This is a genomic window from Limnohabitans sp. T6-5 (assembly GCF_003063315.1).
Taxonomy (GTDB): Bacteria; Pseudomonadota; Gammaproteobacteria; order Burkholderiales; family Burkholderiaceae_C; genus Limnohabitans_A.
Genome location: NZ_NERV01000002.1, coordinates 61,643 through 85,365 on the forward strand (window position 1 = coordinate 61,643; position 23,723 = coordinate 85,365).

Below are 23,723 nucleotides of genomic sequence, written 5' to 3' on the forward strand. Positions count from 1 at the left end.
TATTCATATGTCCGTTACCATGCGCGAAATGCTGGAAGCCGGTGTCCACTTTGGCCACCAAACCCGTTTCTGGAACCCCAAGATGGCGCCGTTCATCTTCGGTCATCGCAACAAAATCCACATCATCAACCTGGAAAAATCGCTGCCGATGTTCCAGGACGCGATCAAGTTCGCCAAGCAGCTGTCTGCCAACCGCGGCACGATCCTGATGGTCGGCACCAAGCGCCAAGCCCGTGAGCTGGTGGCTGCCGAAGCCCAGCGCGCTGGCGTGCCTTTCGTCGACCAGCGTTGGTTGGGCGGCATGCTGACCAACTTCAAAACCGTTAAGACCTCGATCAAGCGTCTGAAGGACATGAAGGCCCAGCAAGAAGTCGGCCTCGAAGCCTTAAGCAAAAAAGAACAACTGATGTTCAAGCGCGAGATGGAAAAGCTCGAAAAAGACATCGGTGGCATTCAGGACATGGCCACTTTGCCTGACGCGATCTTCGTGATCGACGTGGGTTACCACAAAATCGCCATCTCCGAAGCCAAGAAGTTGGGCATTCCATTGATCGGTGTGGTGGACTCCAACCACTCGCCAGAAGGCATCGACTACATCATTCCTGGTAACGACGACTCGGCCAAGGCTGTGGCTTTGTACGCCCGTGGCATTGCTGACGCCATCATCGAAGGCCGCGCCAATGCGGTCAACGACGTGGTCAAGGCCGTCACTGAAGGCGCTGACGAATTCGTTGAAGAAGCCAACGCTTCTGCCTGAGTTCCCAAGACTCGATGAAAGGGGCTTCTTGGCCCCTTTTTTTTAACCTGACTTTTAGACTGATACGGAGAAATACAAATGGCTGCAATTACCGCAAGCATGGTCGCTGAACTGCGTGCAAAAACCGACGCTCCCATGATGGAGTGCAAAAAAGCCCTGACTGAAGCTGAGGGCGATATGGCCAAAGCGGAAGAGCTGTTGCGTGTCAAGCTGGGCACCAAGGCTGGCAAGGCCGCGTCCCGTGTGACCGCCGAAGGCGTGGTGACCAGTTTCGTGAGCGGCACCACAGGCGCCATGATCGAAGTTAACTGCGAAACTGACTTCGTGACCAAGAACGACAGCTTCCTGGCCTTGGCCAACGCTGCTGCCAAATTGGTCGCTGAGCACAACCCTGCCGACATCGCTGCATTGGGCGAGCTGCCTTACAGCCAAGACGGCTTCGGCCCCACCCTTGAAGAAGTGCGCAAAGGCCTGATCGGCAAGATCGGCGAGAACATGAGCTTCCGCCGTTTCAAGCGCGCAGCTGGTGGTTCCAAGATTGCCAATTACTTGCACGGCACCCGCATTGGTGTGTTGGTCGAATTTGACGGTGATGAAACTGCCGCCAAAGACGTCGCCATGCATGTGGCAGCGATGAAGCCCGTGGCTTTGACCAGCGCTGATGTGCCTGCTGATCTGATTGAAAAAGAGCGTTCAGTGGCCACCGCCAAGGCCGCCGAGTCCGGCAAGCCTGCGGACATTGCTGCCAAGATGATCGAAGGTTCGGTTCAGAAATACCTGAAGGAAGTCTCTTTGTTCAACCAGACGTTTGTCAAAAACGACAAGCAAACCGTGGAACAAATGCTCAAGGCGACCAGCACCAACGTCAAGGCGTTCACTTTGTATGTGGTGGGCGAAGGCATCGAAAAGAAAGTTGACGATTTCGCCGCAGAAGTCGCCGCTCAAGTCGCTGCAGCGCAATCGGCCGCCTGAGTCATCTGAGCCTCAGCGTTATTCCATCTTTCTCATTGCCATTCAAGGAGTCCATCATGTCCTCAGCCAAACCAGCCTACAAGCGCATTTTGCTCAAGCTGTCCGGCGAGGCCTTGATGGGAGATGATGCATTCGGCATCAACCGTGCCACCATCGTGCGCATGTCCGAAGAAATTGCCGAGATCACACGTCTCGGTGTTCAGGTGGCAGTTGTGATCGGTGGCGGCAATATTTTCCGCGGTGTGGCAGGCGGCTCGGTCGGCATGGACCGCGCCACGGCCGACTACATGGGCATGTTGGCGACCGTGATGAACTCTTTGGCCTTGGCCGATGCCATGGACAAAGCGGGTTTGACCGCTCGAGTCATGTCGGCCATTGGCATTGACCAGGTGGTGGAGCCTTATGTGCGCCCCAAGGCATTGCAGTACCTTGAAGAAGGCAAAGTGGTTGTTTTTGCGGCTGGCACGGGCAATCCTTTCTTCACGACCGATACGGCCGCTGCTTTGCGTGGGGCTGAAATCGGCGCCGAAATGGTGCTCAAGGCCACCAAGGTAGACGGTGTGTACACCGCCGATCCCAAAAAGGATCCGTCTGCGACACGCTACAGCGAAATCAGCTTTGATGAGGCCATTTCGCGCAATTTGGGCATCATGGACGCGACCGCATTTGCCTTGTGCCGCGATCAGAAGTTGCCGATCAAGGTGTTTTCAATCATCAAGAATGGCGCCTTGAAGCGTGTGGTGATGGGTGAAGACGAAGGCACTTTGGTTTACGCTTGAGCCCGTTGTGAAGAGGAGAACATCATGACAATTGCAGACATCAAAAAAACCACCGAAACCAAAATGGAGCAATCCATTGCGGCATTCAAGAACAACCTGACCAAGATTCGCACAGGTCGTGCCAATCCAGCCCTGCTGGACACGATCCATGTGGATTACTACGGTTCTCCTGTGCCTTTGTCGCAGGTGGCTAATGTGTCTTTGATGGACTCTCGCACCATCAGCGTGCAGCCTTGGGAAAAAGGCATGGGTGCCAAGATTGAAAAAGCTATCCGCGAAAGTGAGTTGGGCTTGAATCCAGCCTCCATGGGCGATCTGATCCGTGTGCCCATGCCGCCAATGAGCGAAGAGCGTCGCAAAGAGATGACCAAACTGGCGCGCACTGAGGGTGAAAACGGCAAGATCGCCATCCGCAATCTGCGCCGCGATGCCAATGAATCCGTGAAGAAACTGGTCAAGGACAAGCTTGCATCGGAAGATGATCAAAAGCGTGCCGAAGCCGATGTGCAAAAATTGACCGATAAGCGCATGACCGAGATTGATCAACTGGTGACAGCCAAAGAACAAGAGATCATGGCGGTCTGAGTTTGAGGTGATGCCGTGGCTATCCACGGCCCCAACGGCCGCCCGATTGGCGGCCTTTTTTTTGGAGAAACCATGCTCAAGCAAAGAATCATTACGGCCCTCGCGATGTTGGCGGTGTTGTTACCCGCGCTGTTTGCGTCAAATCCTTGGCCTTTCATGGGCTTGACGATGCTCTTGATCGCTGCCGGCGCTTGGGAGTGGGGCCGTTTAAATGGGATGGGCACCTTGGGCTCTTGGTTGGGTGCAGGTATCTGCTTGGCACTTTGCGGGATGGCTTTGCAGTCTGATTGGCACTTGCATTCGCCACCTCAAATCTGGCTGGTGGCGGGGGGCTTTTGGGTGCTGTTGGGGGCCTGGATGATTCATCGTGGTGTGGCAGGTTGGGGGCGTTGGCCTCAAAATTTGCGCTGGTTTGTGGGGCTTTTTCTTTTGATGCTGGCTTGGTTGGCCATGGCTCAAGCGCGACATCGTGGGGTCAATTTTTTACTTTCCGTGCTGGTATTGGTTTGGGCTGCAGATGTGTTTGCCTATTTCTTTGGACGTGCTTTTGGCGGGCGTTGGTTTGCAGTCAAACTGGCTCCCGGCATCAGTCCCGGCAAAAGCTGGGAAGGTGTTTTGGGTGGGATGTTCGGGGTTGGGCTCATCGCCTGGATTTGGGCGGGTGTAGACAGTGCCTTGGCAGTGAGCCATTTGAGTTTTTTCAGCTTGCTGTTTCGGCAAGGTTGGTGGATTGCGGTGCCCGCGTTGCTTTTCATGTCCGCCATGAGCGTGGTGGGGGATCTGGTGGAGTCGCTGGTCAAGCGAAGTGCAGGCATGAAAGACAGTTCAGCCTTGTTGCCCGGTCACGGCGGTATCCTTGATCGAGTGGATGCTTTATTGCCTACTTTGCCCTTGGCCATGATGTTGTTGACCTGGATTTGAGACGTCTGTGATGAACTTGAAAAAAAATATCACCATTTTGGGCTCTACGGGATCGATCGGGGCCAGTACCCTGGATGTCGTGGCTCGTCATCCTGATCGTTTTTCGGTGTACGCCTTGACCGCCTCCAGCCAAGTTGATTTGATGCTGGCCCAGTGCGCGCAATTCAAGCCAGTCATTGCGGTCATGGCCCGCGAGGATGCAGGTCGTGTCTTGGCCGATAAGATCAAAGCACAAGGTTTGCCGGTTCAAGTGCGCTGGGGAGCTGCCGCGTTGGATGAGGTGGCCAGTGACGCGCCCGTTAATGCCGTGATGGCCGCGATAGTTGGGGCCGCAGGTTTGTCGCCGTGTCTGGCGGCAGCTCGTGCAGGCAAGAGATTGCTGTTGGCCAACAAAGAAGCCTTGGTGGTCGGTGGTGAGGTTTTTTTGACGGCCGTGCGAGAAGGTGGTGCCACCTTGTTACCCATTGACAGCGAGCATTCGGCCATTTTTCAGTCCTTGCCCGATGATCCAAGCACTTGGCAGCGCCGTGTTCACAAAATTATTTTGACCGCCTCTGGCGGACCCTTTCGGACTCGTGATCCGCAGAGTTTGAAAGACGTGACTCCCGAACAGGCTTGTGCGCATCCCAATTGGGTCATGGGCCGAAAAATTTCTGTGGATTCGGCCACGATGATGAACAAGGCCTTGGAAGTGATTGAGGCCTGTTATTTGTTTGGCGTGCAGCCAGAACAGCTGGAGGTGGTGATACACCCGCAGAGCGTGATTCATTCCATGGTGCAATACCGAGACCATTCAGTGGTGGCGCAATTGGGTACGCCCGACATGCGCGGCCCCATTGCCTATGGGCTGAGTTGGCCTGAGCGGATTGAGTCCGGCGCTACCGCCTTGGATTTCCATTCATTGGCAGCGATGACTTTTGAATCCATGGATGCAGAAGATCATGCACAACGTTTTCCTGGGCTAAAGCTCGCCTGGGAGACTTTGAACGGGGCTTCGGGCAGCTGTGCGGTCTTGAATGCTGCCAATGAAGTTGCCGTGGCGGCGTTTTTGAACAGACAAATCCGGTTTGATCAAATCCACGAGGTCAATCGAGCGTCCTTGGATACGCTGGTCTGGACAGGACCACAGAGTCTGGATGATTTGATGGCACTTGATGGTCATGCGCGCCAAGTCGCATTGGCGTGTATTTCTCGCTTGAAGTCTTGAATCGTTAGGATACGACTATGCTGTTGCTGCGATCAATGCAACAGGTGTCCTGATGTATTATCTTTCGCATGTTGATGGGGCTCGAATGGGGTGTCCAACGTGCCTGAATGAATGATTTTGCAGATTGTTGAACTGCAAAAAATGGTTTTTAAACAATTATCAAGTTGGATCAGCAGCGCTCGTTAAGCGATGTGATTTGCCTTGATGTCTCCATGGTTGCTTCATGATTTTTTCAAATATTCGCTCCTGCTTTCAACCTGCCGCCATGACGGTGATCGCTTCCATGATGGCTTGTGTGCCCGCTTGGGCAGTCGCACCATTCACGGTTCGTGACATTCGCGTGGAAGGATTGCAGCGCATCGAACCCGGTACTGTGTTTGCCTCGCTGCCATTCAGGGTGGGAGATCAATATGCCGATGAAAAAGGGGCTGCAGCCATTCGCGCACTCTTCGCTTTGGGGTTGTTCAAGGATGTTCGACTTGAAACCCAAGGTGATGTTTTGGTCGTGGTGGTTGAAGAGCGCCCTTCCGTGGCGCTTGTTGAGTTCATTGGACTCAAGGAGTTTGACAAAGATGTGTTGATCAAGGCCTTGAAAGAAGTCGGTTTGTCTGAGGGACGACCCTATGACAAGGCCTTGGCCGACAAAGCCGAGCAGGAGCTCAAACGCCAATACATCAGCCGAAGCTTGTATGGTGCAGAGGTGGTTTCAACCGCGACGCCGGTGGATCGCAACCGTGTCAACCTGACTTTCACCATCACCGAAGGAGGCCCGGCCAAGATCAGTCAAATTCACATTGTGGGCAACAAAGCTTTTACGGAGTCTGATCTGCGCGATCAGTTCAATCTGGACACAGGTGGCTGGATGAGTTGGTACACCAAATCTGACCGATATTCCCGTACAAAGCTCAATGCTGACTTGGAGGCCTTGCGCTCGTTTTATCTGGCTCGAGGGTTTCTGGAGTTTCGGATTGACTCAACCCAAGTGGCTATGTCTCCCAATAAACAAGACATGTCCATCACGATCAACGTGACCGAAGGCGAGCGGTTTGTTGTGTCGGGGGTCAAGCTTGAGGGCAATTATTTGGACAAAGAGGACGAGTTCCGTACTTTGGTCAAGATCGTGCCTGGTCAAGCCTATAACGCCGAGACCGTGGCTGAAACGACCAAGGCGTTCACTGATTATTTCGGAAAATTCGGCTTTGCCTTTGCCCGAGTTGAGGCTAAACCTGAAATTGACCGACAAAACAACCGCGTCCAGTTTGTGTTGCTTGCGGAGCCATCGCGACGGGCATATGTCCGACGCATTCAAGTGGCTGGCAACAACCGCACGCGGGACGAGGTGATTCGCCGTGAGTTCCGTCAGCTTGAAGCGGCGTGGTATGACGGCGACAAGATCCGTTTGTCGCGCGACCGTGTGGACCGTCTGGGCTATTTCACCGATGTGAATGTCGAAACACAAGAGGTGCCAGGAGCGCCTGATCAGGTTGATTTGGTGTTATCTGTGGTCGAAAAGCCAACGGGTAGCGTCTCTTTGGGGGCTGGATTTTCCTCTGCTGAGAAGGTCGCGTTGAGCTTTGGCATCAGGCAAGAAAATGCATTCGGTTCAGGCAACTATCTGGCGATTGAGGTCAACACCAGCAAATACAACCAGAATTTGGTGTTGAGCACTACGGACCCTTACTTCACCCAGAATGGCGTATCTCGCACGCTGGATGTTTTTCATCGTACAACGCGTCCTTATCTGGGTGATCTGAACGCCTACAGCCTGGTGAACTCGGGGGTGGGGCTTCGTTTTGGTGTCCCGGTGACTGAAACGGACCGGGTATTTGTGGGGGTAAATGTCGAACAAACCCAGATCCGAGAAGGCACGAGTATCGGACTGCCGGTTGAATACAAGGACTATGCAGCCAAATTTGGTGCGACAAGCACAGCATTGCCCCTGACTTTGGGCTGGGCTCGTGATGGACGTGACAGTGCGTTGGTGCCTACCAAGGGTTCGTTGCAACGTTTTAATTCAGATGTGAGTGTGGCAGGGGATGTTCGATACATCCGGACCAATTACCAGTTCCAGCAGTACATTCCCCTGAGTAAAAAATATACTTTGGCATTCAATACGGATCTTGGTTGGGGTAAAGGTTTGAATGGTCAGCCTTACCCGCTTTTCAAGAATTTTTATGTCGGCGGTCTGGGAAGCGTTCGGGGATTTGAGCAGTCCACATTGGGTCCCAGTTCTTCTACAACGGGCATTTACTTGGGCGGACCAAAGAAAATGGTTTTCAATGCTGAATTCATCACCCCGTTTCCCGGAGCAGGCAACGACAAAACTTTGCGCATGTTTGGCTTCGTTGATGCCGGCTACGCCTTCAAAGACACTGAAAATGTGGCCTTCAGTGAACTGCGTGCGTCTGCAGGCGTTGGCTTGAGCTGGATTTCACCGATGGGGCCCTTGCGCTTTTCCTATGCCAACCCCATTCGCAAGCAGAGTAGCGATAAAATTCAGCAACTTCAATTCCAAATCGGAACATCCTTCTAATGACCATGATTCGCCAACACATTACTTTGGCCTTGATCGCTGGTGCCAGCGTATTTGCATCATTCGCTCAAGCGCAGGACTTCAAATTGGGCTTTGTCAACACTGAGCGAATCTTTCGCGAAGCTGCGACAGCCAAACAGGCACAAGCCAAGTTGGAGCAGGAATTTTCGCGTCGCGAAAAGGAGCTGGTTGAGGCCGGCAATACGCTGAAACAAGCGTCCGAAAAATTTGAACGAGAAGGACCAACGTTGTCCGAGTCGCAGCGCACCGCAAGGCAAAAGCAGTTGATTGATCAAGACCGTGAATTCCAGCGTAAACGCCGTGAATTCCAGGAAGATCTGAATGCCCGTAAAAACGAAGAGCAGCAAGTTGTGGTGGAACGTGCGAACCGCGCAGTCAAACAAGTTGCGGAATCTGAGAAGTACGACGTGATTTTCCAGGAAGCGGTTTATATCAACCCCAAACATGACATTACCGAAAAAGTCATCAAGGCACTCAATGCCTCAGCTGGCAAATAAGCAAGTCGGCGTCGGCTTCATATTGTGTCGTTGAAACTTGGCACGATCGTCGATGCACTCGGCGGTCGTTTGTTGGGAAGCGCTGAGCTTTTGATTGCAGGTTTAGCACCTTTGCAAACTGCTCAGGTCCATCACATCAGCTTTTTAAGTCACCCCAAATACCGCAGTCAATTGGCGACCAGCCAAGCTGGTTGTGTGATTGTCGACGGGGACATGGAATCGGTAGTAAGTGGTCGTTTGTCAGCGATCATCACTGATGACCCATACCTTTACTTCGCGCGCTTGACTCAGCTATGGAAGCGCAAACACCGCCACGACGGTGGCCCTCGAATTCATCCTTCCGCCGTGATCGATCTCACAGCAGTCATTGCACCTGATGCCATTGTGGGGCCTTTGTGCGTGATTGAGCGTGGTGCTCAAATCGGGGCAGGCACAGTGCTCAAGTCCCGGGTGACCATTGGCGAAGACTGCACGGTCGGTGCCCGCTGTCTTTTGCATGCCGGTGTGGTGATTGGTGCCGATGGTTTTGGTTTTGCGCCACACCAAGGACTTTGGGAAAAAATCGAGCAGTTGGGTGCTGTGCGCATTGGTGACGATGTAGAAATCGGGGCCAATACCTGTATAGATCGTGGTGCGCTCGAAGACACGGTGATTGAAGATGGTGTCAAGCTTGATAACCTGATTCAAATCGGGCACAACGTTCATGTGGGGCGTCATACCGCCATGGCTGGGTGCGTGGGCGTTGCAGGCAGTGCCCGCATCGGTGCCCACTGCACGGTGGGTGGTGGTGCGGTGGTTTTGGGGCATTTGACTCTTGCAGACCATGTGCATATTTCGGCAGCTTCAGTGGTGACGCGCTCGATTCTTCAGCCCGGTCAATACACCGGTATGTTTCCTTTGGACAGCAATGCCAATTGGGAAAAAAATGCTGCAAGCTTGAAACAACTGTCGCGTTTGCGTGATCGCATCAGAGCGCTTGAAAGCGACATTCAAAACAACAAGGAAAATTGACCATGATGGACATTCATAAAATTTTGAAACAGCTCCCACACCGTTATCCATTTTTATTGGTGGACCGTGTGCTGGAGATTGAAAAAGGCGTTCGCATCAAAGCCTTGAAAAATGTCACCATCAATGAGCCTTTTTTCACGGGGCACTTTCCTCATCGGCCCGTGATGCCGGGGGTCTTGATGCTGGAGGCTTTGGCCCAGGCGGCCGCATTGCTGTCGTTTGACACGCTCGATTCCACGCCGGATGACAACACGGTGTATTACTTTGCGGGCATTGACGGTGCGCGCTTCAAGCGACCTGTCGAGCCGGGTGATCAGTTGACCCTGGAGGTACAACTCGATCGCATGAAAGCCGGGATCTTTAAATTCAAAGCCCAGGCCAAAGTGGGGGACGAGTTGGCTTGCGAAGCCGAACTGATGTGCACCATGAGAAAAATTGCCTGAGGACTTATGGCGAATATCCATTCCACTGCTTTGGTCGATCCGGCCGCCAAGCTGGATGCTTCGGTGACCGTCGGGCCTTATTCCATCATCGGACCTCATGTCACGATCGGTGCGGGCACAACGGTTGGTTCGCATTGCACCATTGATGGTCACACGACCATCGGTCAAAACAACCACATCCACAGCTACAACTCCTTGGGTGCCGCCCCTCAAGACAAGAAATATGCCGGTGAACCCACACGCTTGGTGATTGGCGATGGCAATACGATTCGCGAGTTTTGCACGTTCAATGCGGGCACGGTGAATGGTGGTGGCATCACGCAGGTTGGACATGACAACCTTTTCATGGCCTATGTGCATTTGGCCCATGATTGCTTTGTGGGCAGCCACACCATCTTTGCCAACAACTCGCAATTGGCCGGTCACGTCCATGTGGGTGATTGGGTGATTTTGGGCGGGTTCACTGTTGTGCGGCAGTTCTTGCGTTTGGGCGCACACAGCTTCACCGCCATGTGTACTTTGTTGTTCGCAGATTTGCCGCCCTATGTCACATGCCAAGGGCAACCGGCTGTTGCACGCACGGTCAACGCGGAGGGCTTGCGCCGCCGCGGCTACTCGCCAACGCGTATTGCTGCTGTGCGTTCCATGCACAAGGCGCTTTACCGTGAAAACTTGAGTCTTGAAGCTGCCAAAGAGCGGATCGCGCAGATCGCCATCGACAAACCTGAAGCGCTGGCCGATGTGCAGATGATGCTGGACTTTCTCGCTCAGGTTTCGCCCAAAGTGGGCATTGTGCGTTCGCGTCGACGTTTGGCGGACTGAAGACTTCTAGGGTCAGCTTGTGACCCGTGCTTGAAAGGAGGGCCCCGTGGCCCTGTTGCGTTGTGCTGTCATCGGCGTGGGTTACTTGGGCAAGTTCCACGCCCAAAAATACGCCAAAATTCCAGAGTGCGAATTGGTCGCTGTCGTTGACAGTCGCCAAGATCAGGCCGAAGCCGTTGCGGGTCCCCTGCATTGTCAAGCTGTGACCGATTACCGTTCCTTGATCGGGCGGGTGGATGCCGTCAGCATTGTGGTGCCTACACAGGCGCACTATGAGGTGTGCAAGGATTTCTTGCTGGCGGGCGTTCATGTCTTGGTTGAAAAGCCCATGACCACCACCTTGGAACAAGCCGATGAGTTGATCCGCTTGGCCAGAGAAAACCATTGTGTTTTGGCGGTTGGTCATCTGGAGCGCTTCAATCCTGCCGCCTTGGCTTTGGAGCCCTTGCTGTCAGATCCCCGATTCATTGACAGTTCACGCTTGGCGCCTTTCAAACCGCGCGCGACGGATGTCAGCGTGCTGCTGGACTTGATGATTCACGATGTGGACCTGATCCTGTCCTTGGTCGACTCTGAGCTGGAAAGCGTTGATTGTTCGGGCGCCAGAGTGCTGACTTCGGACATTGACATTGCCAATGCCCGTATCCGATTTGCCAATGGCTGTGTGGCCAACGTGACGGCCAGCCGGGTGAGTGCCAAGAGTGAGCGCAAAATGCGCGTCTTCCAAAGTCGGGCATGCCATTCGCTTGACTTTCAGGCCCGAACCTTGACCACTTACCGTGGGGCGACTGATCCATTGGCGACGCCAGAGCAGGCCATTGAGCGGCAAGAACAGTCGTTTGGTGAAGCCGACCCTCTGTACGCAGAAATTGTTGATTTTGTCGACAGTATTCGCAATAACCGCCCGCCCAAGGTCAGCGGCGCAGCCGGACGCAGGGCGCTTGAAGCGGTGCAGCGCATCACTGAAGCCACCCGTCTGATTTCCTGATTTTTGAATATCTGAAAGGTATCCCATGCGAATTCCCATGGTCGATCTCGTTGCGCAATACCGTGACCTCCAGCCCCAACTCGAGCCCGCTTTGTTGGGCGCGCTCAATGCCGCTCAGTTCATTTTGGGCCCCAATGTTCAGGCCTTTGAAAAAGAGGCCGCAGCGTATCTGGGTGTGGCGCACGCCATCAGCTGTGCCAACGGCACGGATGCTTTGCACTTGGCCTTGCTTGCGGCTGACATTGGCCCTGGTGATGAAGTCATCACCACACCCTTCACGTTCATTGCGACAGCAGAGGCGATTGCCTATGTGGGGGCAAAGGCGGTGTTTGTGGACATTGACCCGCACACTTTCAATATCGATGTGGAGCAAGTCAAGCGGGCCATCACGCCAAAAACCAAGGCCTTGTTGCCTGTGCATTTGTTTGGACAGCCTGCGAACTTGAAGCCTTTACAAGATCTGGCCCATGAACACCATCTCAAACTTGTGGAAGATTGCGCTCAATCTTTTGGTGCGGGCATCTCTGGACGCATGACGGGTTCCATCGGAGATGTGGCCGCATTCAGTTTCTTCCCCAGCAAAAACCTGGGATGTTTTGGCGATGGCGGCATGGTCACCACCCAGTCCGATGCCATGGCAGAAAAGCTGCGGATGCTGCGCAACCATGGCAGCAAGGTGCGGTATTACCACGACATCATTGGTTACAACAGCCGCCTGGACGAAATTCAGGCGGTTGTGTTGCGTGCCAAATTGCCAAATATCGACCATTACAACCAAGAGCGTCGCCGCGTGGCGCACCGCTACAGTGCGGGCTTGAATGGCCTGGGCTTGCAGACGCCCTTTGAGGATGGTGTAGGCATGCACGTGTATCACCAATACACATTGCTCACTGACCGCCGTGCGGTCATTCAGGAAGCGCTGACGGCGCAGCAAATCGCCAGCGCAATTTATTACCCTGTGCCTTTGCATCAGCAAAAGGTGTTCGCTTCGATTTCGCAAGGGGCCAGTTTCCCTGTGACCGAGTCGGTGGCAGAGCGTTGCCTGTCCTTGCCCATTTATCCAGAGCTGAGCGACGCTGCGGTTGATGAGATTTGCGGTGTGATCCGGCAAGCGCTGAACGCGTGATGTCTGAGCTGGAAAGTCGTCTTCATTCAACACCGGCTCAGGCGAGTGGCTTGCAGTTGGGCATGGTCGCAGCCGAGCGGTCTGGGGACATGCTGGCCGCTTTGTTGCTGCAAGGCTTGCGCAAAGCCTGGCCCGATCTGAAGGCTTCTGGCATTGGCGGACCACAAATGGACGCTGCGGGATTCACGTCGCTTTGGTCATGCGATGAATTGTCGGTGAGAGGCTTGGTGGAAGCACTTTGGCGTTACCGTCACATCAACGGTATTCGGCAACAGTTGCTTCAAGGATTGCTGGCCCGGCTGCCCGATCTGTATGTCGGCGTCGATGCCTCCGACTTCAACTTGCCTGTTGAGCGCTTGTTGCGAGAAAAGGGGGTTCCCACGGTTCAGCTGGTGTGCCCGTCCATTTGGGCATGGCGGCCTGAGCGCGTACAAAAAATCCGTGACAGCGTGGACCATGTCCTGTGTATTTATCCTTTTGAGCCCGCTTTGCTGGAGCAGCACGGCATAGCGGGCACGTTTGTCGGTCATCCGGTGGCCGATGTGATTGCCCTGGAGCCTGATCGACAGGCTGCTCGTCAAGCCTTGGGTTTGCCATCACAAGGAACCGTGGTGGCATTGTTGCCTGGCAGCCGTCCTTCTGAGGTCAAAGGCTTGGCCTTGCCATTTTTGCAAGCAGCCAGGTTAATGCTTGCACAGCGTCCCGATCTTCAGTTTGCTTTGCCGACCCACGGCTTGCTCAAGCCTGTGATTGAGCAAGCCTTGGCTCAAGCAGGCATGCAGGGCAGGGTGCATTTGATCATGGGTCGCTCTCATGAGGTGCAGGCAGCTTGTGACGTTGCTTTGGTCGCCAGTGGAACGGCAACCTTGGAAACCGCTTTGAATAAGCGGCCCATGGTGATTGCCTACCGCATGCAATGGCTGTCTTGGCAAATTGCCAACCGCAAGCGTTTGCTGCCCTGGATCGGTTTGCCCAATATCTTGTGCAATGAAGGCTTGATTCCAGAGTTTTTACAAGAGCAGGTGCAAGCTGAAGCACTGGCAAAAGCTGTATTGCGCTGGTTGGATGATCCCGTTGCTGTTCAGGCCATTCAGCGTCGATTTACCGATTTACACCATCAATTGCGTCAGGACATGCCGACGCTGTCGACCCATGCGATCCAAAAAGTCCTTGCCCGCTGAACAAAAAATATTGGACTGGGATACCGTAGGGCTGATGGCTGGGGTGGATGAGGCCGGCCGTGGTCCTTTGGCGGGTCCTGTGGTGGCTGCCGCAGTCATTCTGGATGATTTGCAACCCATCGTCGGCTTGAACGATTCCAAAAAATTGACAGCGAAGCGACGCGAGCGTTTGTTTGATGAAATCAGGGCTCGTGCACTGTGTTTTTCAATTGCGCAGGCCAGTATTGAGGAAATCGATCAGATCAACATTCTGCAAGCCACGATGCTGGCCATGCAAAGGGCGGTTGAAGGCTTGAGGCTCAAGCCGGTCAAAGTCTTGGTGGATGGCAATAGACTCCCCACTTTGAGTGTGCGTGCGGAAGCCATTGTTCAGGGAGATGTTTTGGTTCCTGCTATCTCTGCCGCATCCATCCTGGCTAAGGTCTATCGTGACCGTTTGTGTGATGAGATGCATCAGAAGTGCCCAGAGTATGGCTTTGACCAGCACAAAGGTTATGGGACGGCGCAACATTTGAAGGCCTTGCAAGCACACGGACCGTCTGGGTACCACAGACTGACTTTTGCCCCTGTGGCCAGGAGTGTTCGATGAATTTGATCACCTCGCGTGACAATCCCCTGCTCAAAGCCATCCGACGTTTGGCTCAGGACACCACAGGTTACAGAAAGCAGGGCCAGTTTTGGCTGGAGGGTGATCACCTTTGTCGCGCTGCGGTCGAGCGTGGTGTGCAGCCACTGCACACTGTCTTGACGGAATCTTTTTGGCAAGAACAGGGGACGTATTGGGCGACTTTGTCCGATCAAGTGATCGTCATCCCCGATGCTTTGTTCACAACGCTGAGTGGTCTGGAGTCTCCAGCACGAATGGGTTTCGTTGTTGCCTGGACGGAGGGGGGCACGATTTTGTCCGATGCACCAACGGTGGTGTTGGACCGCTTGCAAGATGCCGGTAATGTGGGGGCCATTTTGCGGTGTGCCTCGGCATTTGGTTATCGCCAAGTGATGGCCATTAAAGGGACTGCCGCGTTGTGGTCTCCCAAGGTCTTGCGCGCTGGCATGGGCGCTCATTTTGGGTTACACCTGATGGAGTCCGTTGGAGAGGATGATGTAGCCAAATTGACGGTGCCGGTGATGACCACCAGTTCACACCAGGGCCCCTATTTGCACGATTTGTTGAAGCAAGCAACCTTGCCTCGGCAGTGTGCTTGGATTTTTGGGCATGAAGGGCAGGGCGTGAGCGACAAATTGATGATGCTGGCGAGTCAAAAAGTTCGCATTGCGCAGCCTGGCGGGGAGGAGTCTTTGAATGTGGCCACAGCGGCGGCGATCTGCCTGCACGCCAGTGCCACTGCGCTCGGTTGATTCTTTTCTCGCGCTTGTGCCTGAGCGCGCTGAGAGGGTGATGTCAGGGTTTTCGAGCGGTCCTCAGCTATAATGGGTGGCTTTCCCGCATCAACCCGTACGCCACAGTCCATCCCAGGCCCATTCCTCGAACAAGTAGCCAAAAAGAGATCTGATCTCTGATGAGCGCTGAGGCGTACCCGAACTATTCCGGAGAACCCAGTGCTTTTGTCTCTTCAGGGAACCTTCCCGCCCGCCATCTTGGCGCTCGCAGACGGCACGGTCTTTATCGGCAACTCGATTGGAGCTACCGGCTCCACAGTCGGCGAAGTGGTGTTCAACACCTCACTCACCGGCTATCAGGAAATCCTCACTGACCCCAGCTACTGCCAGCAGATCGTCACCTTGACGTACCCGCACATCGGTAACTACGGCGTCAACGTGGAAGACATCGAAGCTGACAAAGTCCATGCTGCTGGCTTGATCATCAAAGACTTGCCTTTGGTTGCAAGCAACTTCCGCTCTAGCCAAACCTTGTCGGCCTATTTGGCTGATGCAGGCACCGTGGCTATTGCCAACATCGACACCCGCCAACTCACTCGCATCTTGCGCACCAAGGGCGCGCAAAACGGCGCGATCGTGGGCTTGGCCAAAGGCCAAGAAGTCACACAAGCGTTGATCGACCAAGCGGTGGCAGCCGCCAAAGGCGCGCCCAATATGGCCGGCCTCGATTTGGCGCAAAAAGTCACTGTGTCCAAGTCGTATGAGTGGACACAAACCGAGTGGACATTGGGCGAAGGCTACGGCAACTTGACCGCGCCTAAGTTCCATGTGGTTGCGTATGACTTTGGCGTGAAGAAAAACATCTTGCGCATGTTGGCGGAGCGCGGCTGCAAAGTCACGGTGGTGCCTGCGAAGACCCCAGCGGCTGATGTGCTGAAGCACAACCCCGTCGGCATCTTCTTGTCCAACGGCCCAGGCGACCCTCAGCCTTGCGACTACGCGATTGCTGCGGCTGCTGAGTTGATCGAAACCGGCATCCCTACATTTGGCATTTGCTTGGGCCATCAAATCATGGCCTTGGCCAGTGGCGCGAAAACTTTCAAGATGAAGTTTGGCCACCATGGTGCGAACCATCCTGTGAAAGACCTCGACTCAGGTCGTGTGTCCATCACCAGCCAAAACCACGGTTTTGCGGTGGACGAAAAATCATTGCCCGCCAACTTGCGTGCCACGCACGTGTCTTTGTTTGACGGCACTTTGCAGGGCTTGGCCCGCACCGACAAGCCCGCGTTTTGCTTCCAAGGTCACCCTGAAGCATCGCCCGGCCCGCACGACATTGCTTACCTCTTTGACCGCTTCATCAAACTGATGGAGGCGAAATAATCATGCCAAAGCGCACCGACCTAAAAAGCATCCTCATCATTGGCGCAGGCCCGATCATCATTGGTCAGGCCTGCGAGTTCGATTACTCTGGCGTGCAAGCTTGTAAAGCTTTGCGTGAAGAGGGCTACAAAGTCATCTTGATCAACAGCAACCCCGCCACGATCATGACCGACCCTGCCACGGCAGACGTCACCTACATCGAACCCATCACATGGCAAACGGTTGAGAAGATCATTGCCAAAGAGCGTCCAGATGCGATCCTGCCCACCATGGGCGGCCAAACAGCGCTCAACTGCGCGTTGGATTTGTGGCATCACGGCGTGTTGGCCAAGTACAAGGTTGAGCTGATTGGCGCGACGCCTGAGGCCATTGACAAAGCCGAAGACCGGTTGAAGTTCAAAGACGCCATGACCAAAATTGGTCTGGGGTCAGCGCGTTCAGGCATTGCCCACAGCATGGAAGAAGCGTGGGATGTGCAAAAGAGTTTGGGTTTCCCCACCGTCATTCGCCCCAGCTTTACCTTGGGTGGCACAGGCGGCGGCATTGCCTACAACCCTGAAGAATTCGAAATCATTTGCAAGCGCGGCCTTGAGGCTTCGCCCACCAACGAGTTGTTGATTGAAGAATCATTGCTCGGTTGGAAAGAGTACGAGATGGAAGTGGTGCGCGACAAGGCGGACAACTGCATCATCATTTGCTCGATCGAAAACTTAGACCCCATGGGCGTGCACACCGGTGACTCCATCACTGTGGCGCCTGCACAGACCTTGACCGACAAGGAATACCAAATTTTGCGTAACGCCTCTTTGGCCGTGTTGCGCGAAATCGGTGTGGACACGGGCGGCTCGAACGTGCAGTTCTCCATCAACCCCAAAGACGGCCGCATGGTCGTCATTGAGATGAACCCACGCGTGTCGCGCTCATCTGCATTGGCTTCTAAAGCCACGGGTTTCCCGATTGCGAAAGTTGCAGCCAAGTTGGCTGTGGGCTACACGCTCGACGAGCTGCGCAACGAAATCACAGGTGGTGCAACGCCTGCCTCGTTCGAGCCCTCGATCGACTACGTGGTCACTAAAATTCCACGTTTTGCTTTCGAAAAATTCCCAACCGCTGACAGCCGTTTGACCACCCAAATGAAATCGGTGGGCGAGGTGATGGCCATGGGTCGTACCTTCCAAGAGTCCTTCCAAAAAGCCCTGCGTGGTTTGGAAGTGGGCGTGGACGGCATGAACGAAAAAACCCAAGACCGCGAAGTGCTCGAGAAAGAACTGGGCGAGCCCGGTCCTGAACGCATTTGGTACGTGGGTGATGCTTTCGCCATGGGGCTGAGCGTGGATGAGGTGTTTGCCTTGACCAAGATCGACCCTTGGTTCTTGGTGCAAATCGAAGAGATCGTGAAGATTGAACTCGAAGTCGAAACCACGACGCTTGAAGCTATCACCGCCGAAGAGTTGCGCGCCTTGAAGAAGAAGGGCTTCTCAGACCGCCGTTTGGCCAAGTTGCTCAAAACCACTGAGCATGTGGTGCGCGCACGTCGCCATGAACTCAACATCCGTCCTGTCTACAAGCGCGTGGACACCTGTGCGGCCGAGTTCTCGACCGACACTGCTTACATGTACTCGTGCTACGAAGGTAATGGAAACGCCTTCGGCGTGGGCGACGCTGAGTGCGAAGCTGAGCCCACCAACAACAAAAAAATTATGGTTCTTGGCGGCGGTCCTAACCGCATTGGCCAAGGTATTGAGTTTGACTACTGCTGCGTTCACGCTGCGCTCGCCATGCGCGAAGATGGCTACGAAACCATCATGGTCAACTGCAACCCAGAGACCGTGTCGACTGACTACGACACTTCCGACCGTTTGTACTTTGAGCCATTAACGCTCGAAGACGTGCTCGAAATCGTCGACAAAGAAAAGCCAACTGGCGTCATCGTCCAATACGGCGGTCAAACGCCTTTGAAGTTGGCGCTCGATTTGGAAGCGGCAGGCGTGCCCATCATCGGTACCAGCCCTGACATGATCGACGCAGCTGAAGACCGCGAGCGTTTCCAAAAGTTGTTGCACGACCTCGGTCTGCGCCAACCGCCAAACGCCACAGCACGTACAGAGCCAGAAGCTCTGGAAAAAGCGGCTGCCTTGGGTTACCCCTTGGTCGTTCGCCCCAGCTATGTGCTGGGTGGCCGCGCCATGGAAATCGTGCACGAGCAACGTGACCTCGAGCGCTACATGCGCGAAGCGGTCAAGGTGTCGCACGACTCACCTGTGTTGCTCGATCGTTTCTTGAATGATGCGATTGAGTGCGATGTGGACTGCTTGCGCGATCCCGAAGGCAAGACCTTCATTGGTGGCGTGATGGAACACATCGAACAAGCGGGCGTGCACAGCGGCGACTCGGCTTGTTCGTTGCCTCCGTACTCCTTGTCAGAAGCTACGGTGACCGAGCTCAAACGTCAATCTGCCGCGATGGCTGGTGCTTTGAATGTGGTCGGCTTGATGAACGTGCAGTTCGCGATTCAACACGTGGATGGCAAAGATGTCATCTATGTGCTGGAAGTTAACCCACGCGCCTCGCGCACCGTGCCGTACGTGTCCAAAGCCACAGGCATTCAATTGGCCAAGGTTGCAGCACGTTGTATGGCGGGGCAGACCCTCGTGTCGCAAGGCATCACCAAAGAAGTTACGCCCCCTTATTTCAGCGTGAAAGAAGCGGTGTTCCCATTCGTGAAGTTCCCAGGTGTGGATACCATCCTCGGCCCAGAGATGAAGTCCACGGGCGAAGTCATGGGCGTTGGCAAAACATTTGGTGAAGCCTTTGTGAAGAGTCAATTGGGTGCAGGGACCAAGTTGCCTCGTCCACGTGACGCTGATGGTCGTTCTACCGGCAAGGTGTTCATCTCCGTGAAGAACAACGACAAGCCACGCGTCATTGAAGTGGCGCGTCAGTTGTCTGCTTTGGGTTTTGAATTGATTGCCACCAAGGGCACAGCGGCATCCATTGTTGAGGCAGGCGTGCCTTGTGATGTGGTAAACAAAGTGACCGAAGGCCGCCCACACATCGTGGACAGCATCAAGAACAACGAAGTGGTGTTGGTCATCAACACCGTGGAAGAGCGTCGCAATGCGATTGCTGATTCACGTCACATTCGTACCTCGGCATTGCTCAACCGTGTGACCACATTCACCACCATCGCAGGCGCAGAAGCGGCTGTGGAAGGCATGAAGTACATGGACAAGTTGGATGTCATTTCTGTGCAGGAAATGCACGCCCAGTTGACGGCTTAATGTGCCCGCCTGCCATGGCTTGCAGGGCATAATGTGATGATCCACCGCCGAGAGGCCACTCTCGGCGGTTTGTTTTTGGAGAACAGAACATGTCAACCATACCGATTACAAAACGCGGCGCCGAAAAACTCAAAGATGAGCTGCACCGGCTGAAAACTGTGGATCGCCCCAGTGTGATTCAAGCCATTGCAGAAGCTCGCGCACAAGGTGATTTGAGTGAAAACGCCGAATATGAAGCGGCCAAAGACCGTCAAGGTTTCATTGAAGGTCGCATTCAGGAAATCGAAGGTAAGTTGTCTGCTGCGCAGATCATAGATCCCGCGTCTGTTGACGCCGGTGGGCGTGTGGTGTTTGGCACCACAGTCGAACTGGAAGATGAGTCGACGGGTGATGCAGTGACGTATCAAATTGTGGGCGAAGATGAGGCCGATCTCAAATTGGGCCTGATCAACATCAGCAGCCCTATTGCACGCGCCTTGATTGGCAAGGAAGAGGGTGATGTCGCCGAGGTGCAGGCGCCTGGCGGCATTCGTCGGTATGAAATTGTGGGTGTTTCATACATCTGAAAATCGAAAGGCCGCTTGGGAACGGCCTTCTTGGTGGACGCAGCCTCAGATTGAGGCAATTCGTGTGATCAGTCCAGGCGACCTTTTTTGATGGACTTTTGTTTGGGCTTGGCGCGTTTGATTTGTCCACCCGCAGCCAGGCGCTGATTGCCCAAAACGCGAACGGTTTTGACTTCTGGACGCTGTCCACCACGTTTGCTGTACTTTAAAATTTTGAAGTCACGAGGTCCAGCTTTGCGGTCTTCGTCGACTTCTTTGAGCTTCTCAGGCTGTGGTCGCCAGAGCACCAGCAATTTGCCGATGTGTTGAATCGGGGCTGCATTGAGTTGATCGGTCAGTTGGCTGAACATGGTTTCTCGTGCCGCTCGATCATCGCCCAGAACGCGAATTTTGATCAGGCCGTGGGCGTTGAGTGCGGCTTCTGTTTCTTTGACCACGGCAGGGGTCAGGCCATCGCCTCCAATCATGACGACTGGATCCAGATGGTGCGCATCGGCGCGAAAAACTTTGCGCTCGGCAGGAGTGAGTTGTATTTGGGGCATAGCTGTATTATCCCCGCAAGGACGCATAAGAATGAAAGTTAAAACCAAAAGTAAAAAGGTCAACAAGGCATGGTTGAACGACCATGTCAATGATCCGTACGTGAAGATGGCGCAAAAAGAAGGTTACAGGGCGCGTGCAGCCTTCAAACTCAAAGAAATTGATGAGACTTTAAATTTGATTCGACCGGGTGATTTGGTGGTTGATTTGGGTTCGTCGCCTGGCGCATGGAGTCAGTATCTGAGGCGGCGCCTGTCTCCTGAGGGGGCGGCTGTCGGGGCACTCAATGGCACCATCATTGCCTTGGATATTTTGCCCATGGAGCCTGTTGAAGGGGTTCAATTCATTCAAGGGGATTTTCGCGAGCCAGAAGTCTTGACCTTGCTGGAAGCCGCTATGGCAGGGCGCAAGGCCGATGTGGTGGTTTCGGACATGGCACCGAACCTGTCCGGAATCGAATCGTCAGATGCCGCCCGTATCAGCTTGCTGATCGAGTTGGCGGTCGATTTCACTCAGCAGCACATGAAGCCCCAAGGTGCATTGGTGGTCAAACTGTTTCATGGCAGTGGATACGGTCAATTGGTCAAGCTTTTCAAGGAAACCTTCAAAGTGGTCAAGCCAATCAAGCCTAAATCCTCACGGGACAAGTCTTCTGAGACTTTTTTGGTCGGTATGGGTTTGAAAAACCTCGCTTGAATTGGTAATTCCTCAGTTTTACAGGGCCAAAACTGGGTTTGTCAGTCTTCCGGGCTCTGGTGGGGCCTAGAATAAGAACAGTCTTTTTTTCGATTGGAGCATCGCTTGAATAACCCTTGGTTTTCCAAGATTGCCGTTTGGATGGTGATTGCCATGGTGCTTTTCACCGTGTTTAAGCAGTTTGACAACCGTGGCGTCGCAGGTTCGAACGCTGTCGGCTATTCAGACTTCCTAGAAGAGGTGCGCGGTAACCGTATCAAAAGTGCCACTATTCAGGAAAGTCCCGGTGGTACAGAGATTCTTGCCGTGACGACCGATGATCGCCGCATCAAAACAACGGCTACTTACCTGGATCGCGGCCTGGTCGGTGACCTGATCAATGGTGGCGTTAAGTTTGACGTCAAACCACGTGAAGAAGGCTCTTTGCTGATGACTTTGCTGGTCAGCTGGGGGCCCATGCTGTTGTTGATTGGTGTCTGGGTGTATTTCATGCGCCAGATGCAAGGTGGCGGGAAGGGCGGCGCATTCAGTTTTGGCAAATCCAAAGCGCGAATGCTCGACGAGAACAACAATCAGGTGACGTTTGCGGATGTGGCTGGGTGTGACGAAGCCAAGGAAGAAGTCAAGGAAGTCGTGGATTTCCTGAAAGACCCCCAGAAGTTTCAGAAGCTCGGTGGTCGCATCCCTCGTGGCTTGTTGCTGGTAGGCCCTCCTGGTACCGGTAAAACACTGCTGGCCAAAGGCATTGCCGGTGAAGCCAAGGTGCCTTTTTTCAGTATCTCTGGTTCAGACTTCGTCGAAATGTTTGTCGGTGTAGGGGCTGCCCGTGTCCGTGACATGTTCGAAAATGCCAAAAAGAACGCGCCTTGCATCATCTTCATTGATGAGATCGATGCAGTTGGTCGTCAGCGTGGCGCGGGTCTGGGCGGTGGCAACGACGAACGCGAGCAAACCCTCAACCAGATGCTGGTGGAGATGGATGGTTTTGAGACCAACTTGGGTGTGATCGTGGTGGCTGCTACCAACCGACCCGACATTTTGGATGCTGCGTTGCTGCGCCCGGGACGTTTTGATCGGCAGGTTTATGTGACCTTGCCCGATATCCGTGGTCGCGAGCAGATCCTGAATGTGCACATGCGCAAGGTGCCGATTGGCCAGGACGTCAATGCAGGCGTCATCGCGCGTGGCACGCCCGGCATGAGCGGTGCTGATTTGGCAAACCTGTGCAATGAAGCCGCTTTGATGGCTGCGCGTCGCAACGCCCGTGTGGTCGAGATGGTGGACTTTGAAAAGGCCAAAGACAAAATCTTGATGGGCCCTGAACGCAAAAGCATGGTCATGCCCGAGCATGAGCGCCGTAATACGGCCTACCACGAGGCCGGCCACGCATTGATCGGCAAACTATTGCCCAAGTGTGACCCAGTTCACAAGGTCACCATCATTCCTCGTGGTCGAGCCTTGGGTGTGACGATGAGCCTTCCTGAGCAAGACCGGTACAGCTACGATAAAGAATTCATGCTGAACCAGATCAGCATGTTGTTTGGTGGTCGTATTGCTGAAGAGGTTTTCATGCACCAAATGACTACTGGGGCCAGCAACGATTTTGAACGTGCAACTTCAATCGCGCGGGACATGGTGATGCGTTATGGGATGACCGATGCGCTGGGGCCCATGGTTTATGCTGAAAATGAAGGCGAAGTGTTTTTGGGGCGCTCGGTGACAAAGACCACCAATATGAGCGAGTCAACCATGCAAAAAGTGGATGCGGAGGTTCGACGCATCATTGACGAACAATACAATCTGGCTCGCCGTTTGATTGAAGAACACAGCTCACAGATGCACGCCATGGCCAAAGCCTTGCTCGAGTGGGAAACCATCGACAAGGATCAGCTGGATGACATCATGGCCGGTCGAGATCCCTTGCCACCCAAGGATTGGACGCCTCGGAATCCGCCCTCCGGTGGGGGAACAGGCGGTGGCTCGGCAGTGGTTCAGCCTGAACCTGTCACCACAGCGGTTTGAGTTGCATTGTTTGCGATGCTTAAAAACGGGGCCATTCAGGCCCCGTTTTCT

The 23,723-nt window shown here is 54.2% G+C and carries 22 protein-coding genes; 21 read left to right on the forward strand and 1 reads right to left on the reverse strand.

The window, feature by feature from the left end; translation table 11 throughout:
- Window positions 1-7: 7 nt before the first annotated feature.
- The 19 genes from rpsB to greA all read left to right on the forward strand — a co-directional run bounded on the left by rpsB (window position 8) and on the right by greA (window position 20,414).
- Entirely contained in the window at window positions 8-757 is a 750-nt protein-coding gene (rpsB, locus tag B9Z51_RS05925; RefSeq protein WP_108372835.1) for a 30S ribosomal protein S2, read from the forward strand.
- 78 nt (window positions 758-835) lie between these two features.
- On the forward strand, window positions 836-1,729 hold the full coding sequence (gene tsf / locus B9Z51_RS05930; RefSeq protein WP_108372837.1) for a translation elongation factor Ts: 894 nt from the start codon (window positions 836-838) through the stop codon (window positions 1,727-1,729).
- Between the two features lie 56 nt (window positions 1,730-1,785).
- Window positions 1,786-2,508: a UMP kinase gene (gene pyrH / locus B9Z51_RS05935; RefSeq protein ID WP_108372838.1), complete on the forward strand. Its 723-nt coding sequence runs from the start codon at window positions 1,786-1,788 to the stop codon at window positions 2,506-2,508.
- 24 nt (window positions 2,509-2,532) lie between these two features.
- Window positions 2,533-3,093 carry a ribosome recycling factor gene (frr, locus tag B9Z51_RS05940; protein WP_108372840.1) on the forward strand — a complete coding sequence of 187 codons (561 nt, stop codon included), beginning with the start codon at window positions 2,533-2,535 and terminating at the stop codon, window positions 3,091-3,093.
- Between the two features lie 72 nt (window positions 3,094-3,165).
- Entirely contained in the window at window positions 3,166-4,014 is an 849-nt protein-coding gene (locus B9Z51_RS05945) for a phosphatidate cytidylyltransferase (protein ID WP_108374778.1), read from the forward strand.
- A gap of 10 nt (window positions 4,015-4,024) precedes the next feature.
- Entirely contained in the window at window positions 4,025-5,221 is a 1,197-nt protein-coding gene (gene ispC / locus B9Z51_RS05950; protein ID WP_199227471.1) for a 1-deoxy-D-xylulose-5-phosphate reductoisomerase, read from the forward strand.
- 223 nt (window positions 5,222-5,444) lie between these two features.
- Window positions 5,445-7,754, forward strand: a complete 2,310-nt coding sequence (bamA, locus tag B9Z51_RS05955) for an outer membrane protein assembly factor BamA (protein WP_199227472.1) — start codon at window positions 5,445-5,447, stop codon at window positions 7,752-7,754.
- A gap of 5 nt (window positions 7,755-7,759) precedes the next feature.
- A complete protein-coding gene (locus B9Z51_RS05960; RefSeq protein WP_369958658.1) occupies window positions 7,760-8,272 on the forward strand; it encodes an OmpH family outer membrane protein in 513 nt (170 codons plus the stop codon).
- 24 nt (window positions 8,273-8,296) lie between these two features.
- Window positions 8,297-9,283, forward strand: a complete 987-nt coding sequence (gene lpxD / locus B9Z51_RS05965) for a UDP-3-O-(3-hydroxymyristoyl)glucosamine N-acyltransferase (protein ID WP_108372845.1) — start codon at window positions 8,297-8,299, stop codon at window positions 9,281-9,283.
- Between the two features lie 2 nt (window positions 9,284-9,285).
- Window positions 9,286-9,726 (forward strand): 3-hydroxyacyl-ACP dehydratase FabZ, encoded by a 441-nt coding sequence (gene fabZ, locus B9Z51_RS05970; RefSeq protein WP_108372847.1) that lies wholly within the window; start codon window positions 9,286-9,288, stop codon window positions 9,724-9,726.
- 6 nt (window positions 9,727-9,732) lie between these two features.
- Window positions 9,733-10,548 carry an acyl-ACP--UDP-N-acetylglucosamine O-acyltransferase gene (gene lpxA, locus B9Z51_RS05975; RefSeq protein ID WP_108372849.1) on the forward strand — a complete coding sequence of 272 codons (816 nt, stop codon included), beginning with the start codon at window positions 9,733-9,735 and terminating at the stop codon, window positions 10,546-10,548.
- Between the two features lie 46 nt (window positions 10,549-10,594).
- On the forward strand, window positions 10,595-11,536 hold the full coding sequence (locus B9Z51_RS05980; RefSeq protein ID WP_108372851.1) for a Gfo/Idh/MocA family protein: 942 nt from the start codon (window positions 10,595-10,597) through the stop codon (window positions 11,534-11,536).
- Between the two features lie 37 nt (window positions 11,537-11,573).
- On the forward strand, window positions 11,574-12,662 hold the full coding sequence (locus B9Z51_RS05985; RefSeq protein WP_108372853.1) for a DegT/DnrJ/EryC1/StrS aminotransferase family protein: 1,089 nt from the start codon (window positions 11,574-11,576) through the stop codon (window positions 12,660-12,662).
- Window positions 12,662-13,843 carry a lipid-A-disaccharide synthase gene (gene lpxB, locus B9Z51_RS05990; RefSeq protein WP_199227473.1) on the forward strand — a complete coding sequence of 394 codons (1,182 nt, stop codon included), beginning with the start codon at window positions 12,662-12,664 and terminating at the stop codon, window positions 13,841-13,843. The genes B9Z51_RS05985 and lpxB overlap by 1 nt, the downstream gene beginning before the upstream one ends.
- A complete protein-coding gene (rnhB, locus tag B9Z51_RS05995) occupies window positions 13,815-14,432 on the forward strand; it encodes a ribonuclease HII (RefSeq protein WP_108372855.1) in 618 nt (205 codons plus the stop codon). Before lpxB ends, rnhB begins: the two co-directional genes overlap by 29 nt.
- The gene (locus tag B9Z51_RS06000; protein ID WP_108372857.1) at window positions 14,429-15,202 is read left to right on the forward strand and encodes an RNA methyltransferase; all 774 of its coding nucleotides are present in this window, start codon (window positions 14,429-14,431) and stop codon (window positions 15,200-15,202) included. The genes rnhB and B9Z51_RS06000 overlap by 4 nt, the downstream gene beginning before the upstream one ends.
- 201 nt (window positions 15,203-15,403) lie before the next feature.
- On the forward strand, window positions 15,404-16,567 hold the full coding sequence (gene carA / locus B9Z51_RS06005; RefSeq protein WP_199227474.1) for a glutamine-hydrolyzing carbamoyl-phosphate synthase small subunit: 1,164 nt from the start codon (window positions 15,404-15,406) through the stop codon (window positions 16,565-16,567).
- A gap of 2 nt (window positions 16,568-16,569) precedes the next feature.
- Window positions 16,570-19,848 carry a carbamoyl-phosphate synthase large subunit gene (carB, locus tag B9Z51_RS06010; protein ID WP_108372861.1) on the forward strand — a complete coding sequence of 1,093 codons (3,279 nt, stop codon included), beginning with the start codon at window positions 16,570-16,572 and terminating at the stop codon, window positions 19,846-19,848.
- A gap of 89 nt (window positions 19,849-19,937) precedes the next feature.
- Window positions 19,938-20,414, forward strand: coding sequence for a transcription elongation factor GreA (gene greA / locus B9Z51_RS06015; RefSeq protein ID WP_108372863.1), 477 nt, complete (start codon window positions 19,938-19,940; stop codon window positions 20,412-20,414).
- A 68-nt stretch (window positions 20,415-20,482) separates the two neighbouring features.
- Here the strand turns inward: greA and B9Z51_RS06020 are convergent, their stop codons facing one another.
- The gene (locus B9Z51_RS06020; RefSeq protein ID WP_108372865.1) at window positions 20,483-20,956 is read right to left on the reverse strand and encodes a YhbY family RNA-binding protein; all 474 of its coding nucleotides are present in this window, start codon (window positions 20,954-20,956) and stop codon (window positions 20,483-20,485) included.
- 31 nt (window positions 20,957-20,987) lie between these two features.
- Between B9Z51_RS06020 and B9Z51_RS06025 the strand changes: the two genes are divergently transcribed.
- Together B9Z51_RS06025 and ftsH are read left to right on the forward strand one after the other, a co-directional pair.
- On the forward strand, window positions 20,988-21,650 hold the full coding sequence (locus tag B9Z51_RS06025) for an RlmE family RNA methyltransferase (RefSeq protein ID WP_108372867.1): 663 nt from the start codon (window positions 20,988-20,990) through the stop codon (window positions 21,648-21,650).
- Between the two features lie 105 nt (window positions 21,651-21,755).
- Window positions 21,756-23,672: an ATP-dependent zinc metalloprotease FtsH gene (gene ftsH / locus B9Z51_RS06030; RefSeq protein WP_108372869.1), complete on the forward strand. Its 1,917-nt coding sequence runs from the start codon at window positions 21,756-21,758 to the stop codon at window positions 23,670-23,672.
- Window positions 23,673-23,723: the final 51 nt, after the last annotated feature.